Below are 14,760 nucleotides of genomic sequence, written 5' to 3'. Positions count from 1 at the left end.
CTTCAATTTTGCCGCCTATATTTTATTGCAACTCATTTGCAAAAACGTATGGTCTCAATCAATGATCTCAGGAATTTTGAAATCCGCCCTCCTCGCAGCATTTGTCACGCTCGGCGGGGCGTCGTCTGCAGCGGCCCAGGAAAAGCCGAAGGTCATCACCACCTTCACCGTCATCGCCGACATCGCCCGCAATGTCGCCGGCGACGCCGCTGTCGTGGACTCGATTGCCAAGCCCGGAGCCGAGATCCACAACTACCAGCCGACGCCGCGCGACATCCTCAAGGCGCAGGACGCTTCGCTGGTGCTCTGGAACGGGCTGAACCTCGAGCGCTGGTTCGAAAAGTTCCTTGCCAATCTCAACGACGTCCCGAGCGCCGTCGTCTCCGATGGCGTCGAGCCGATGGGGATTAGCGAAGGTCCCTACAGCGGCAAGCCCAATCCGCATGCCTGGATGTCGCCGGACAACGCGCTGATCTATGTCGAGAACATCCGCAAGGCCCTGACGCAGATCGATCCGCAAAACGCCGCCGTCTACGAGGCGAACGCCAAGGCCTATGGCGAGAAGATCAAGGCGCTGTCGGAAGAGATCAAGGCCGAGCTCGGCAAACTGCCGGAAGATAAGCGCTGGCTCGTCACAAGCGAAGGCGCCTTCTCCTACCTCGCCCGGGATTTCGGGCTGAAGGAGCTGTTCCTCTGGCCGATCAATGCCGACCAGCAGGGCACGCCCAAGCAGGTCAAGGCGGTGATCGATGCCGTGCGCGAGCACAATATTCATGTCGTCTTCTCCGAAAGCACCGTCTCCGACAAGCCTGCCAGACAGGTCGCCGCCGAGACGGGAGCCGCCTATGGCGGCGTTCTCTACGTCGACAGCCTCAGCGAGGCCGACGGCCCGGTGCCCACCTACCTCGACCTGCTCCGCGTCACGTCGGAGACCATCGTGAAGGGACTTTCGCAATGATGATGGGGGGCCGCGGCAAGCCTGTCGACGGGATCGCGGCGGAGGACGTCACCGTCACCTATCGGACCGGGGTGACCGCGCTGAAGCATGCCAGTTTTTCGGTACCACGCGGCACAATCACCGCGCTCGTCGGCGTCAACGGCAGCGGCAAGTCCACCCTTTTCAAGGCGATCATGGGTTTCGTGCCGCTGGCCGGCGGCAAAGTCACCATCCTCGGCATGCCGGTGCGCGAGGCCCTGAAGAAAAACCTCGTCGCCTACGTCCCGCAGGCCGAAGAGGTGGACTGGACCTTCCCCGTCCTCGTCGAGGACGTGGTGATGATGGGACGCTACGGCCACATGAACTGGCTGCGCGTCCCTTCCCGGCACGACCACGAGATGGTCGCCGAGGCGCTGGCCCGCGTCAACATGAGCGATTTCCGCAAACGCCAGATCGGCGAACTCTCGGGCGGCCAGCGCAAACGCGTCTTCCTCGCAAGGGCGCTGGCGCAGGAAGGCCAGGTGATCCTGCTCGACGAGCCCTTCACCGGCGTCGACGTCACTACGGAGGAACAGATCATCGAGCTCCTCGGGACGCTGCGTGATGAAGGCCGGGTGATGCTGGTCTCGACGCACAATCTCGGCAGCGTGCCTGACTTCTGCGACCGCACCGTCTTCGTCAAGGGCACCGTGATCGCGTCCGGCCCGACCGCCGAGACGTTCAACGAGGCGAACCTGGAGCGCGCCTTCGGCGGCGTGCTGCGCCATTTCATCCTTTCCGGCCAGGACCTGCACGAGGATGCCGATCCCCGCCAGGTCAAGGTCATCAGCGACGACGAGCGCCCCTTCGTCATCTATGGCGCCAAGGGCAACCCCGCTGTGGAACCGGAGAAGACGGACCAGTGAGCACGCTCCTCGAACCCTTCGGCTACGACTACATGGTCAACGCCATGTGGGTCAGTGCTCTCGTCGGCTGCGTCTGCGGCTTTCTCTCCGCCTATCTCATGCTCAAGGGCTGGTCGCTGATCGGCGATGCGCTTTCCCACGCGATCGTTCCGGGCGTGGCCGGCGCCTACATGCTGGGCCTGCCCTTCGCCGCCGGCGCCTTCCTGTCCGGGGGTCTCGCCGCCGGCGCCATGCTCTTCCTCAATCACCGAACCAAGCTGAAGGAAGATGCGATCATCGGCATGATCTTCACGTCCTTCTTCGGCGTCGGCCTGTTCATGGTGTCGCTCTCGCCCACCTCCGTGAACATCCAGACGATCGTGCTCGGCAATATCCTGGCGATCACGCCGGCCGACACGCTGCAGCTCGCCATCATCGGCGGCGTGACGCTGGTCGTCCTGCTTTTGAAATGGAAGGACCTGATGGTCACCTTCTTCGACGAGAACCACGCCCGCTCGATCGGGCTGAAGCCGCTGGCACTGAAGCTCCTGTTCTTCACCCTGCTTGCGGCCTCCACCGTCGCAGCGCTGCAGACGGTCGGCGCGTTCCTGGTCATCGCCATGGTCGTCACACCCGGCGCCACCGCCTATCTGCTGACGGACCGCTTCCAGCGCCTCATCCTGATCGCAGCCCTGCTCGGTGCCGGCACCAGCTTTGTCGGCGCCTATGTCTCCTATTTTCTCGACGGCGCCACCGGCGGCATCATCGTCGTCCTGCAAACACTGATCTTCCTGGCAGCCTTCGTTTTCGCGCCCAAGCACGGGATGATTGCCATCCGCCGCAAGGGACGCCTGGCGCTGGAGCAGAAAGGCGGGGCGGCATGAGCGAATTCCTCGAACTGGCGCTCATGCCCTTCCGGCTGGGCTTCATGCAATACGCCTTCGCAGTCACGCTGATGATCGCCGTGCCGATGGCGCTGCTGTCCTGCTACCTCGTGCTCAAGGGCTGGTCGCTGATGGGCGATGCGGTTTCCCACGCGGTGCTGCCCGGCGTCGTCATCGCCTATGTGGTGGGCCTTCCCTTTGCGATCGGCGCCTTCGTCGCCGGGCTGTTCTGCGCACTGGCCGCCGGCTACGTGCGCAACAACAGCCGCGTGAAGGAGGACACGGTGCTCGGCATCGTCTTCTCCGGCATGTTCGGCCTCGGCATCGTCCTCTACGTCGCCGTCGAATCCGACGTCCATCTCGACCACATCCTGTTTGGCGACATGCTCGGCATCGCGCTTTCCGATCTCGTGGAAACGGGCCTGATCGCGCTCGCCTGCACCGCCTTCATCCTGTTCTTCCGCAAGGATCTTCTCGTCCAGGCGTTCGACCGGCAGCATGCCGCGGCCATTGGCCTGCCCGTCCGCCTGCTGCACTACGGCCTGCTCGCGGTGATCTCGCTGGTGGTCGTCGGCGCGCTCAAGGCGGTCGGCATCATCCTGTCGGTGTCGCTGATGGTCGCACCGGGCGCGATTGCCGCCCTGCTGACGCGGCAGTTCGGATCGATGCTGGTCACGGCGGTTGCGATTGCCGTTGGCGCATCGCTCGTCGGCATCTATGTCAGCTTCTTCCTCGACAGCGCCCCGGCTCCGACGATCGTCGTGACATTGACCGTCCTCTTCGTCGCAGCCTTCCTCCGCCAGACGGTCGCAAGCCGCTCTGCCGCCAACAGGTCTGTCCGCCCGCCCGCGGGCGGCTGACACCGGTCGCAGCCGGCGCCTCGACCGAGCGCCCGGCATCCGCCGCGCGTTGTCCCCGGCGCGTCCCCGCACGCGGTCGACAGCATTTTCTTTTCCGTCTATCGTCCGCCGCGGTCAGAAGGGCCGCTTCGCGTCGGACCACGCATTTACCGAGCAGGACAGGCATGGCACATATCGGCATCGTCGGCGGCGGCATCATCGGCTGCGCCACAGCGCTCCATCTCCTCGACCGAGGCCATCAGGTGACGATCATCGAGCGCGATGCGGGCGGCCTGCCGGCTTCGGTCGGCAATGCGGGCATCCTCGCCATTCCCGAGATCGACCCGATCGCAAGCCCCGGCATGCTGATGTCCGTTCCGCGCTGGCTGCTCGATCCCCTCGGCCCGCTGGCGCTGCGTTGGGGAGATCTGCCCGCGATGCTGCCCTGGCTGATGAAGCTTCTGCGCTCCTCCAGCCCGGCAACGGTCGAGCGCTCCCGGGCCGCGCTGGCTTTCCTGATGAAAACCGCCGCCGCCGACCATTCCGCCATGGCGCAAATGGCCGGCATCAGCGGTCATCTGCGCAAGACGGGCGCGCTGACCGTTTTCGACACGGAAGCGGCCCGCGACAAAGCCTTCGCGCATGCGACTGAAAACGCCCGTCTTCTCGGTGGCTTCGGCATCGACAAGCTCGATGCGGCCGAGGCGCGCCGGCGGGTGCCGGCATTGTCCGGCGCGTTCGCCGGCGCGATCTACAACGACGGATACCAGACCTTCGAGTATCCGCTGACGTTGCTGCGCCGCCTGCAGGCGGTCCTGCGCGAGCGGGCCACCTTCCTCGACGCGGCCGCCTCCATGCTGACCTGGGGCGAGCAGGGTATCACGGTGCGAACCGAGGCGCAGAACAACCATCTCTTCGACAAGGCGGTGGTCGCAGCCGGCATCTGGTCCAGGCCGCTGGTGGAGCGCATGGGTCTCCACGTCCTGCTCGAAACCGAGCGCGGCTACAACACCACCTTCGTCAATCCCGCCGTGACGCTGGAAATGCCGGTGTTCTTCTCCGAGCACGGCTTTGTCGCAACCCCCTTCGAAAACATGCTGCGCGTCGGCGGCGCCGTCGAACTGGCGCGTCCGGAAACGGCTGCCAACTACGCACGCGCCGCCGCCATGCGCCGGAAGATGCGCCGCTACGTGCCCGATCTGCCCGACGAGGGCGGCACCGAATGGATGGGCCGCCGCCCTTCCACGCCGGATTCGATCCCCGTGATCGGCCTGCACCCCGGCGACGCCCGCATCGCCTTTGCCTTCGGCCACGGCCATCTCGGCCTGACGCTTGCAGCCACCACCGGGCGGCATGTCGCCGACCTATTTTCAGGCGCGGCAAGGGCCGAACTCGAACCCTTCTCCATCCGGCGCTTCCAGTAACACCGAAAGTCCCCTACCCATGCACAAGGTCATATTCGACACCGATCCCGGCATCGACGACGCGATGGCGCTTCTGTTCCTGCATCATCATCCCGATATCGACCTAATCGGCATCACCACCGTCTTCGGCAATGCTTCCGTCGAGACGACGACGCGCAACGCGCTGTTTCTCAAGCGCGAATGGGATATCGCAGCCCCGGTCGCCAGGGGCGACGGCAAGGCGTTCAATCCCATGCGCAATCCGGTCGACTGGCCCGTCATGATCCATGGCCAGGACGGGCTCGGCAATATCGACGTTCCCGAAACGATCGACCTGCCGGTCGATCCGATGCCGGCGCACCGCTTCATCATCGACACCGTCAGGAAAAATCCGGGAGAAGTGACGCTGATCGCGGTCGGGCGCATGTCGAACCTCGCCTTCGCGCTCAAGGAGGACCCGGAGATTGCCACGCTCGTCAAGCAGGTCATCATCATGGGCGGCGCCTTCGATGTTCCCGGCAACATCACGCCTGCCGCCGAGGCCAACATCCATGGTGATCCGGAAGCCGCAGACGTGGTGATGACCGCGCCCTGGAAGGTGACCGTCGTCGGCCTCGACGTGACGATGAAGACCGTGATGACGCGCACGCTCTTGAACGAGATCGTCGCGAAGGGCGGCGTGCGTGCGCAACTCCTCTCCGACATCTCGCAGCTCTACATCGATTTCTACGGCCGCCACGTGAAGGACGGCATGGTCGTCCATGACAGCTGCGCCTGTGTCTATCTCGTGGCACCCGAATTCTTCACCACGCGCTCGGGCCCGATCCGTGTCGTCTCAGGCGGTATTGCCGAGGGGCAGACGATCCAGAAACCGGACGGTCGCGCCTTCCCGCCCGGCAATTGGGATGACTTCCCCAGCCAGCATGCCTGCACCGGGATCGATGCGGATGCCGTTCTGGACCTGATCGCAAGGACGCTTGCCCGGGCCGCATGAGGCCGGACGGCAGCGGATCGTGAGGGGCCTTGCCGCCCCTGAAGCGTGCCGAGCCTATTCCACCCGTTCCGGCAGTTGCCAGTCGATCGGGTTCCGGCCGCGGGTCTCAAGGAAGGCATTCGCCTTGGAGAAATGCCGACAGCCGAGGAAGCCGCTATGCGCTGACAACGGCGAAGGATGCGGCGCGCGCAGCACGAGATGCTTCGTCTGGTCCACGAAGGCCGCCTTCTTCTGGGCGTAGGAGCCCCAGAGCATGAAGACGACCGGCTGGTCGTTTTCGTTGACCGCCCGTATGACCGCGTCGGTGAAGCGTTCCCAGCCCCGCCCCTGATGCGAGGCCGCGCGCCCCATTTCCACCGTCAGCACGCTGTTGAGCAACAGGACGCCCTGCCGCGCCCAGTGCTCGAGAAAGCCGTGGCGTGCCGGGGGGATGCCGAGGTCGGCTGAGATTTCCTTGTAGATGTTGACGAGCGAAGGCGGGACGCGCACGCCCGGCCGCACGCTGAAGCAGAGCCCGTGCGCCTGCCCCTCGCCGTGATAGGGATCCTGCCCGAGGATCACCACCTTGACGTCTTCGAGTGGCGTCAGGTCCAGCGCGCGGAAGTACTCCGCCCCCTTGGGAAAGATGCGCTTTCCCTGCTCCTTCTCGCGGACCAGAAAGCCTCTCAGCGCCGCCATGTACGGGCTTTCGAACTCCGCCGCGAGCGGTCCCCTCCAGCTTTCCCCGATCCGGGCGTCCGCAGCCGTCATCCTCGCTCTCCTACCGTTTGCCGTGGGCTCTGGATAGCGCACCGGCCGGAAAAGCAAAATGCCCAGATTGCGACGAACCGCAACATGGCGGACGGCGATCGAGACGACCGCCCGCCCGATCGTGCGCAGGCCGGGCGAACGGCCAAAGGACCTGCGATGGTCGTGCTGCGCCTATTCGCCTACGCCCATCACCGCCATCAGGCTCTTCATCCGCACAGCCGCCAGCTCCGGCTTGTCCAGCACATCGGCGCGGTCGGCAAGCCGGAAGACGTCGGCATAGTGCAGCATCCCGCGCGCGGACTGCATGCCGGCCGGCATGGTGAAATGCGACTGGTGCCCGTTCAGCCAGGCGAGAAAGACGACGCCGGCCTTGTAATACTGCGTCGGCGCCTCGAAGATCTTCCGTGACAGCGGCACGGTCGGCTCGATCACGGCGCGGAACGTGCCGACATCGCCCGCCGCAAGCGAGGCGAGCGCCTTCGACGCCTGCGGTGCGACCGCGTCGAAGATGCCCAGCAGCGCATGGCTGTACTTCCGGCCGTCTCCCTCGATCAGCTCGGCATAATTGAAATCGTCGCCGGTAAAGCAGAGCACGCCGTCGGGCAGCCGCTCCCGCAGCGCCACCTCCTTGGCATTGTCGAGCAACGAGATCTTGATGCCCTCGACCTTGGCGCCGTTTTCCTCGATGATGGAAATCACCGTCGAAAGCGCGTCTTCGAAGTGGTCGCCGCCCCAGTAGCCTTTCAGCTGCGGATCGAACATGTCACCCAGCCAGTGCAGCACGACCTTCTCCTTGGCCTGACCGAGGATGCGGCCGTAGACCTTGCGGTAGTCGTCGGGCGAGCGCGCGACGCGCGCCAGCGCCCGGCTCGCCATCATGATGGCGCGGCCGCCATGCTTTTCGACGAAACCGACCTGTTCCTCATAGGCGGCGATCACGTCGTCCAGAGAGCGCGTGTCGGCCGGCGAGAGGTGGTCCGTGCCCGCACCGCAGGCAAGGTCGGCGCCGGGCAGCGTCCGGGCTTCCGCAAGCGAGCGGCGGATCAGCTCCTGCGCGCCGGCCCAGTCGAGCCCCATGCCGCGCTGGGCCGTGTCCATCGCCTCGGCGATGCGAAAGCCGAGCGACCAAAGGTGATGCCGGAATGCCAGCGTCGCCTCCCAGTCGATCGCAGGCGCCTCCCAGGGACGGGTCTCGCGCAACGGGTCCGAGACCACGTGGGCGGCCGCATACGCGATGCGATTGAAAGCAGGCGGGGCCTTCGGCCTCTCTGTCGGCGTTCCGGTCAGCGTGTACGGCGCGATGCTGCCATCCGCGCCCGGCAGGTTGACTGTCGGCATGGGAAACCTCCTCCTCGGTTTGGGGAGACGGCATAATTTAGATCGTTCCAAATTGCAAGAGGTGAGATGGCGAGACCGAGTTGCCAAGATGCGCGGCAAGCCGGCTGCGCCGATCCAATCGCAGCAACGCCCGACTTCAGGCAGTGAACCCGGCAGCAAAACAAAGGCATCCTCTCGGCATTGTAGCGGCCGCCTCCCCCACGTCATCCTTTGGCTTGCTCCGAGGATCTCGGTATTTTACCAATTCACATTACTTATCAAAAAGATAGTATGAGATGGACTGCGGAGAACCGAATGCTCCGGACAAGCCCGAGCATGATCTAGGGACGACAAAGGACGGACAGGCAGGGAAGATTGAGCCGTCGGTCATGGCCGGATCGATACCCACTCGACCACCAAGCACGCGGTGAAGGAAAGCAGCCAACCGGCGCGGCTTCCCCTTCCCAGCGCACACACAAATGGCCTTGACTTATTTGGAACGATCCAATAATCCTGCCCACCGAAAGCGGACGAGGAGGTCCGTAAGGGAGCATTTGCCGTGACGAAGAGCCGGGTGACCGTTGTCGATATTGCGCGAGCCGCCGGCGTGTCGAAGTCGACCGTCTCGCTCGTGCTGCAGGCAAGCCCGCTGGTCAACGAACAGACCCGCGCCCGGGTGAATGCCGCCATTCGCGATCTCGGCTATGTCTACAATCGCGGCGCTGCGAACCTGCGCCAGACGGCCTCTTCGAAGATCGTCGGCATCGTCGTCAACGATCTCACCAACTCCTTCTTCGCCGAACTCGCCGTCGGCATGGACATCGTCATGCAGTCGGCGGGCTTCGTCCAGTTCCTCGCCAACACCGGCGAAAGCCTGGACCGGCAGCGCGAGGTGATCGCCTCGATGCGCGAGCACGGCATTTCCGGCCTGATCATCTCGCCGGCCCGCGGCACGGATGCGAGCGATTTCAAACCGCTGATCGCAGCCGGTGTGCCCGTCGTGATCGTTGTCCGCAATATCGCCGGCGCCAAGGTATCGTCCCTGCTTTCGGACAACTATGCCGGCGCGCGCGCGGCAACCGAGCACCTGATCGCGCTCGGCCATCGCCGCATTGCCTTTCTCGGCGGCTTTTCCGACACCGCCGTTTCCGCCGACCGCATCGACGGCTACCGCGATGCCCTCGTGGCAGCCGGGCTGAGCGCCGACGCAGCGCTTGTCGTCAACTCCGCGCCCTCGCGCGCCGGCGGCGTGGCTGCGATCGAACGCGCCATGCTGATTGCAGACCGGCCGACGGCGGCGCTGTGCTTCAACGACGCGGTCGCCTTCGGCGTCTGCGACGGCCTGCGCACCCGCAGCCTGGAGCCGGGCCGCGATTTCGGCGTCGTCGGCTTCGACGACGTGATCGAGGCGCAGACGGCCGTGCCCGCCCTGACGACGGTTTCCGTCGATCCGCAGGGCATGGGCCGGCGCGCCGCGCAAATGCTTCTGAAACAGATCAATTCCGGCCGGGTGGAGGCCGAGGCGCAGGTTGCCTCGGTTCGGCTGGTGGTGCGCCAGAGCTGCGGCACTGGCGCGGGACAATGGGGTGGAGGAGCCTCGCATGACACAGTCGCAAAAGACACGATGGGGACTGATCGGCGCCAGCACGATCGCGCATGAGTGGGTCATCGGCGCGATCCGCGCCACCGGCGGCGAGATTGTCTCCGTGATGAGCACGAACGCCGAGCGCGGCCGCGCCTATGCCGCCGATCACGGCATCGCGAAGGCCGTCACGCGCCTGGAGGATCTCGTCGGCGATCCTGAGATCGACGCCGTCTACATTTCCACGACCAACGAACTGCACCGCGACCAGGCGATCGCAGCCGCCCGCGCCGGCAAGCATATCCTGTGCGAGAAGCCGCTGGCGACCTCGCTCGAAGATGCGCTCGCCATGGTGAGGGCTGCGAAGGAGGCGGGCGTCGTGATGGCGACGAACCATCACCTGCGCAATGCCGCCACCCATCGCGCCATGCGCGAAGCGATCGCTTCGGGCCGGATCGGTACGCCGCTTGCGGCGCGCGTCTTCCATGCCGTCTACCTTCCGCCGCATCTGCAGGGCTGGCGGCTGGAACGGCCGGAAGCAGGCGGCGGCGTCATCCTCGACATCACCGTCCACGACGCCGACACGCTGCGCTTCGTCCTCGACGACGATCCGGTCGAAGCCATCGCCATCAGCCATCAGGGCGGGATGGCCAAGGCAGGACTGGAGGACGCCGTGATGGGCGTGCTGCGTTTCCGCTCCGGCGTGATCGCCCAGTTCCACGACGGCTTCACCACGAAATACGCCGAGACGGGCCTGGAGGTGCATGGCAGCGAGGGCTCGCTGATCGGCCGCAACGTCATGAGCCAGCGCGCGGTCGGCACGGTGACGCTGCGCAATGCCGATGGCGAGCACGAACTGCCGCTCGATCACGCCAACCTCTATGAGACGGCACTTGCCGCCTTTCACGCAGCCATCGCCGGAAAGGGCCAGCCGTCCGCGAGCGGGCTGGACGGCATCTGGTCGCTGGCGACGGGGCTTGCCGTCGTCGAGGCCGCCCGCAGCGGTGCGGCCGTCAAGATCGAACCGCAACTGTGAGAGGCTGGTGATCTGATGCGAACTCTCTCTCGGACTGTGGCCATAGCGGAAGCGGCCTCGTCTCCAAATCGCGGAGAAGCGCCGCGCGCATGCGAGGCAACGGCGGGACTTGCCCCGCAATCGAACCAGGAAAGCGCCCATCGGCCGCCCCTGGCGCAGCCTCTCCCCGCCGACGAGAAGGCACAGCAAGCATCGACCTCGCCGGATCAATTCCAACTTCGGGCCGCATCATGACCAAGCACATTTCTCTTGCTGAAGCAGCCAGCCTGATCCCGGACGGCGCCGTCGTCTCGGTGTCGTCTTCCTCCGGCCTCGGCTGCCCCGACCTGATGCTAAAGGCGATCGGGGAGCGCTTCGAGGCGACCGGGCATCCGCAAAACATCACCACCCTGCATCCGATCGCGGCCGGCGACATGAGCGGCATCAAGGGCGTCGACCACATCGCCCGGAAAGGATTGCTGGCCAGGATCATCGGCGGCTCCTACCCTTCCGGCCCGTCCTCTTCCGAGCCGCCGCTGATCTGGCAGATGGTGACCGGCAACGAGATCCCCGCCTACAACATCCCCTCCGGCATCCTCTTCGACATGCACCGCGAAGCGGCCGCAAAGCGCCCGGGCGTGCTGACCAAGGTCGGTCTCGACACCTTCGTCGACCCGTCCCGCCAGGGCTGCGCGATGAACGACAAGGCTGCGGCCGAGCCGGTCGTGAAGAAGGTGGCGTTCGAGGGTGAAGACTGGCTCTACTTCCCGGCGATCGTGCCGCAGGTGGCGATCATCCGCGCCACCACCGCCGACGAGCGCGGCAATCTTACCTACGAGCACGAGGGCGCCTATCTCGGCGGTCTCGACCAGGCGCTGGCAGCCCGCAACAACGGCGGCATCGTCATCGCCCAGGTCAAGCGGATCACCAAGGACGGGTCGCTGCGGCCGCACGACGTGCGCGTGCCGGGCATGCTGGTTGACTACGTGATCGTCGATCCCGACCAGAAGCAGACAACGCAGACGCTCTACGATCCGGCAATCTCCGGCGAGATCATGCGCCCGCTCGACACGTTCCGCGTGCCGGGATTCAACATCCAGAAGGTGATCGCCCGCCGGGTTGCGCTGGAGCTTCAGGCCGGCAGTTGCGTTAATCTCGGCTTCGGCATCTCCGCCAACGTGCCGCGCATCCTGCTGGAGGAAGGTCTTCACGGCGACGTCACCTGGGTGATCGAGCAGGGAGCCGTCGGCGGGGTGCCGCTGCTCGACTTCGCCTTCGGCTGCGCCTCCAATGCCGACGCCTACATGCCCTCGCCCTACCAGTTCACCTATTTCCAGGGTGGCGGCTTCGATGCGTCGCTGCTGTCGTTCCTCGAGATCGGCCGCGACGGCTCGGTGAACGTCTCCAAGCTCTCCTTCCGGCCGCATGTGACGGCCGGCGCCGGCGGCTTCGTCGACATCACGGCGCGTGCCAGGAAGATCGTCTTCTCCGGCATGTTCAACGCGGGCGCGAAGCTCGGGATCGAGGACGGCAGGCTTGTGATCGAGAAGGAAGGCAAGCTGAAGAAGCTGGTCAACGCGGTCGAGCACGTCACCTTCTCCGGCAGCCGCGCCATCGAGCAGGGCCAGGACATCACCTACGTCACCGAACGCTGCGTGATGAAGCTGACGCCGAGGGGGGTAATGCTGACCGAGATCGCGCCGGGCGTCGACCTTGAGGCGCATATTCTCGACCAGTCGGAATTTCCGCTGATCGTTGCCGACGACCTGAAGGTGATGGATCCAGCCCTCTTCGCCGACGCGCCGCTTGGACTGGTGCTGCCGCGCAAGCCGCAACGAACCCTCGAGGGGGCGAGCCATGTCTGAGCCGCGCATCCGGGTGACCGTCGACGGTCCCATCGCCACCCTTACGATCGCGCGGCCGGAAAAGCTGAACGCCTTCGACATCGACATGCTCAAGGAACTTGCCGCCGCCTGCGAGGTGATCGAGGCAGATGCGACCGTCCGGGTCGCGATCCTGACCGGCGAAGGCAAGGCCTTTTCGGCCGGCGGCGACATCAAGGCCTGGGGCGGCATGGAGCCCAACGAGTTCGGCCACGCCTGGGTGCGCTTCGGCCACCGGGTGTTCGAGCGGCTGGCGACGCTGCGCATGCCGCTGGTCGCTGCCGTCAACGGCCACGCGCTGGGAGGCGGGCTGGAACTGGCCGCCGCAGCCGACATCCGCATCGCCGAGCGCCAGGTCAAGATCGGCCTGCCGGAAGCGGGCCTCGGCATGGTGCCCGGCTGGTCGGGCACGCAGCGGCTGGTGAAACGCTTCGGCGCGCAGGCAGTGCGGCGCATGCTGCTCGGCGGCGAGGTGCTGACGGCAGAAGCGGCCGAAACGCTGGGCATCGTCGACCATGTGGTGGATAGCGGCGTTTCGGTGCAGGCCGCACAGGACTATGCTGCGCGCATCGCCGCGCGCGGGCCGGCCGCGACCGAGATTTCGAAACTGATGATCGCCGTCGCCAACGGCGAGGACAACGGCAGCGCGGTGGAAGCCCTCGGCTCCATCCTCGTCGCCAAGACGGGCGACCTGAAGGAAGGCGTCGCCGCCTTCAGCGAAAAGCGCCCCGCAATCTTCAAGGGAGAATGGTGATGACGGTCACAGTGCAGCCGAAGGCACTTCAAAATCACAAGGCACGCGATTTCCGCATGCTGATCGACGGCGCATGGGTCGCCTCCGATAGCGGCGCGTCTCTCGAGCGTGTCGCCCCCGGCCATGGCGTTACCGTCAGCCGCTATCAGGCCGGCACGGCGAAGGATGCCGAGCGGGCGATCGCCGCCGCCCGCCGCGCCTTCGACGAAGGCCACTGGCCGAGGATGACGGCCGCGGAACGCTCCAACATCCTGCTCAAGGCGGCCGACCTGATCGCGGCGCGCGCCGACGAGCTTGCGTTTCTCGACGCGATCGAGAGCGGTAAGCCTATCAGCCAGGCGAAGGGCGAGCTCGGCGGCGCCGTCGACATCTGGCGCTATGCCGCAGCGCTTGCCCGCGACCTGCACGGCGAGAGCTACAACACGCTTGGCGACGGCACGCTCGGCGTCGTGCTCCGCGAGGCGATCGGTGTCGTCTCGATCATCACGCCGTGGAACTTCCCCTTCCTGATCGTCAGCCAGAAGCTGCCCTTTGCACTGGCCGCCGGCTGCACCGCCGTCGTCAAGCCGTCGGAGCTCACCTCGGGCTCGACGCTGGTGCTGGGCGAGATCCTGATCGAGGCCGGCGTGCCTGCCGGTGTGGTCAACATCGTCACCGGCACCGGGCCTGCAGTCGGCGCCCCGATGACGACGCATCCGGACGTCGACATGGTCTCCTTCACCGGTTCGACCGGCGTCGGCCGGCTGACGATGGCGAATGCGGCCCAGACGCTGAAGAAGGTGTCCCTCGAACTCGGCGGCAAGAACCCGCAGATAGTCTTCCCGGACGCTGACCTCGACGCGTTCGTCGATGCCGCCGTCTTCGGCGCCTATTTCAATGCCGGTGAATGCTGCAATGCCGGCTCGCGGCTGATCCTGCATCGCGACGTCGCCGACGAGGTGACGGCGCGTATCGCGGAGCTTTCGCAGAAGGTGCGCGTCGGTGATCCGCTCGATCCCTCGACCCAGGTCGGCGCGATCATCACGCCGCAGCACCTCGAAAAGATCGCGGGCTACGTCGCAGGCGCGCAGGACGCGGGCGCCGGCATCGCGCTGGGCGGCAGCCCGCTCGACCTCGGGCTCGGCCAGTTCATGGCGCCGACCATCCTCTCCGGGGTGAAGCCGGACATGGCGGTCGCCCGCGAAGAGGTGTTCGGCCCGGTTCTCTCCGTATTGACGTTCGAGTCGACCGAGGAGGCGATCCGCATCGCCAACGCCATCGACTACGGCCTGTCGGCCGGCGTCTGGAGCCGCGATTTCGACACCTGCCTGACGATCGGCCGTCGTGTCCGCGCCGGCACGGTCTGGATGAACACCTTCATGGACGGCGCCGCCGAATTGCCCTTCGGCGGCTATCGCCAGTCGGGGCTCGGGCGCGAACTCGGCCGCCATGCGGTCGAGGACTACACCGAGACGAAGACCCTCAACATGCACATCGGCGCACGTACGAACTGGTGGATGCCGCGATGAACGCAGCCGC

General features: G+C 65.8%; 13 protein-coding genes. 11 read left to right on the top strand and 2 right to left on the bottom strand.

Annotation, left to right across the window (positions count from 1 at the left end; genetic code table 11):
- Positions 1-61 precede the first annotated feature (61 nt).
- The 6 genes from HV823_RS18850 to HV823_RS18825 all read left to right on the top strand — a co-directional run bounded on the left by HV823_RS18850 (position 62) and on the right by HV823_RS18825 (position 5,941).
- Complete coding sequence (locus HV823_RS18850) at positions 62-958, top strand: metal ABC transporter substrate-binding protein (protein WP_176951287.1); 897 nt, start codon at positions 62-64, stop codon at positions 956-958.
- Complete coding sequence (locus HV823_RS18845) at positions 958-1,842, top strand: manganese/iron ABC transporter ATP-binding protein (protein WP_425487680.1); 885 nt, start codon at positions 958-960, stop codon at positions 1,840-1,842. The genes HV823_RS18850 and HV823_RS18845 overlap by 1 nt, the downstream gene beginning before the upstream one ends.
- Positions 1,843-1,874: 32 nt before the next feature.
- Entirely contained in the window at positions 1,875-2,705 is an 831-nt protein-coding gene (locus tag HV823_RS18840; RefSeq protein WP_210270861.1) for a metal ABC transporter permease, read from the top strand.
- Complete coding sequence (locus HV823_RS18835) at positions 2,702-3,565, top strand: metal ABC transporter permease (protein ID WP_176951285.1); 864 nt, start codon at positions 2,702-2,704, stop codon at positions 3,563-3,565. Before HV823_RS18840 ends, HV823_RS18835 begins: the two co-directional genes overlap by 4 nt.
- A 164-nt stretch (positions 3,566-3,729) precedes the next feature.
- Complete coding sequence (locus tag HV823_RS18830; RefSeq protein ID WP_176951284.1) at positions 3,730-4,968, top strand: NAD(P)/FAD-dependent oxidoreductase; 1,239 nt, start codon at positions 3,730-3,732, stop codon at positions 4,966-4,968.
- A gap of 19 nt (positions 4,969-4,987) precedes the next feature.
- Positions 4,988-5,941, top strand: a complete 954-nt coding sequence (locus tag HV823_RS18825; protein WP_176951283.1) for a nucleoside hydrolase — start codon at positions 4,988-4,990, stop codon at positions 5,939-5,941.
- Between the two features lie 54 nt (positions 5,942-5,995).
- Here the strand turns inward: HV823_RS18825 and ung are convergent, their stop codons facing one another.
- Together ung and HV823_RS18815 are read right to left on the bottom strand one after the other, a co-directional pair.
- Complete coding sequence (ung, locus tag HV823_RS18820; RefSeq protein WP_176951282.1) at positions 5,996-6,691, bottom strand: uracil-DNA glycosylase; 696 nt, start codon at positions 6,689-6,691, stop codon at positions 5,996-5,998.
- A 171-nt stretch (positions 6,692-6,862) separates the two neighbouring features.
- Positions 6,863-8,029 (bottom strand): dihydrodipicolinate synthase family protein, encoded by a 1,167-nt coding sequence (locus tag HV823_RS18815; RefSeq protein WP_176951281.1) that lies wholly within the window; start codon positions 8,027-8,029, stop codon positions 6,863-6,865.
- A gap of 538 nt (positions 8,030-8,567) precedes the next feature.
- On the opposite strand from HV823_RS18815, the gene HV823_RS18810 reads away from it, so the two are divergent.
- From HV823_RS18810 to HV823_RS18790, 5 genes are all read left to right on the top strand, one after another.
- Positions 8,568-9,668, top strand: a complete 1,101-nt coding sequence (locus HV823_RS18810) for a substrate-binding domain-containing protein (RefSeq protein WP_176951280.1) — start codon at positions 8,568-8,570, stop codon at positions 9,666-9,668.
- On the top strand, positions 9,610-10,626 hold the full coding sequence (locus HV823_RS18805; RefSeq protein WP_176951279.1) for a Gfo/Idh/MocA family protein: 1,017 nt from the start codon (positions 9,610-9,612) through the stop codon (positions 10,624-10,626). The genes HV823_RS18810 and HV823_RS18805 overlap by 59 nt, the downstream gene beginning before the upstream one ends.
- A gap of 230 nt (positions 10,627-10,856) precedes the next feature.
- A complete protein-coding gene (locus tag HV823_RS18800; RefSeq protein ID WP_176951278.1) occupies positions 10,857-12,470 on the top strand; it encodes an acyl CoA:acetate/3-ketoacid CoA transferase in 1,614 nt (537 codons plus the stop codon).
- Positions 12,463-13,242 carry an enoyl-CoA hydratase/isomerase family protein gene (locus HV823_RS18795; protein WP_176951277.1) on the top strand — a complete coding sequence of 260 codons (780 nt, stop codon included), beginning with the start codon at positions 12,463-12,465 and terminating at the stop codon, positions 13,240-13,242. The genes HV823_RS18800 and HV823_RS18795 overlap by 8 nt, the downstream gene beginning before the upstream one ends.
- Positions 13,242-14,750 (top strand): aldehyde dehydrogenase family protein, encoded by a 1,509-nt coding sequence (locus HV823_RS18790; protein ID WP_176951276.1) that lies wholly within the window; start codon positions 13,242-13,244, stop codon positions 14,748-14,750. The genes HV823_RS18795 and HV823_RS18790 overlap by 1 nt, the downstream gene beginning before the upstream one ends.
- The last annotated feature ends 10 nt before the right edge of the window (positions 14,751-14,760 follow it).

Origin of the sequence: Mycoplana rhizolycopersici, assembly GCF_013378445.1 — a bacterium.
GTDB lineage: Bacteria > Pseudomonadota > Alphaproteobacteria > Rhizobiales > Rhizobiaceae > Mycoplana > Mycoplana rhizolycopersici.
The sequence above is the reverse complement of the archived record's forward strand: the minus strand, read 5'-3'. Positions and strand labels throughout refer to the sequence as shown.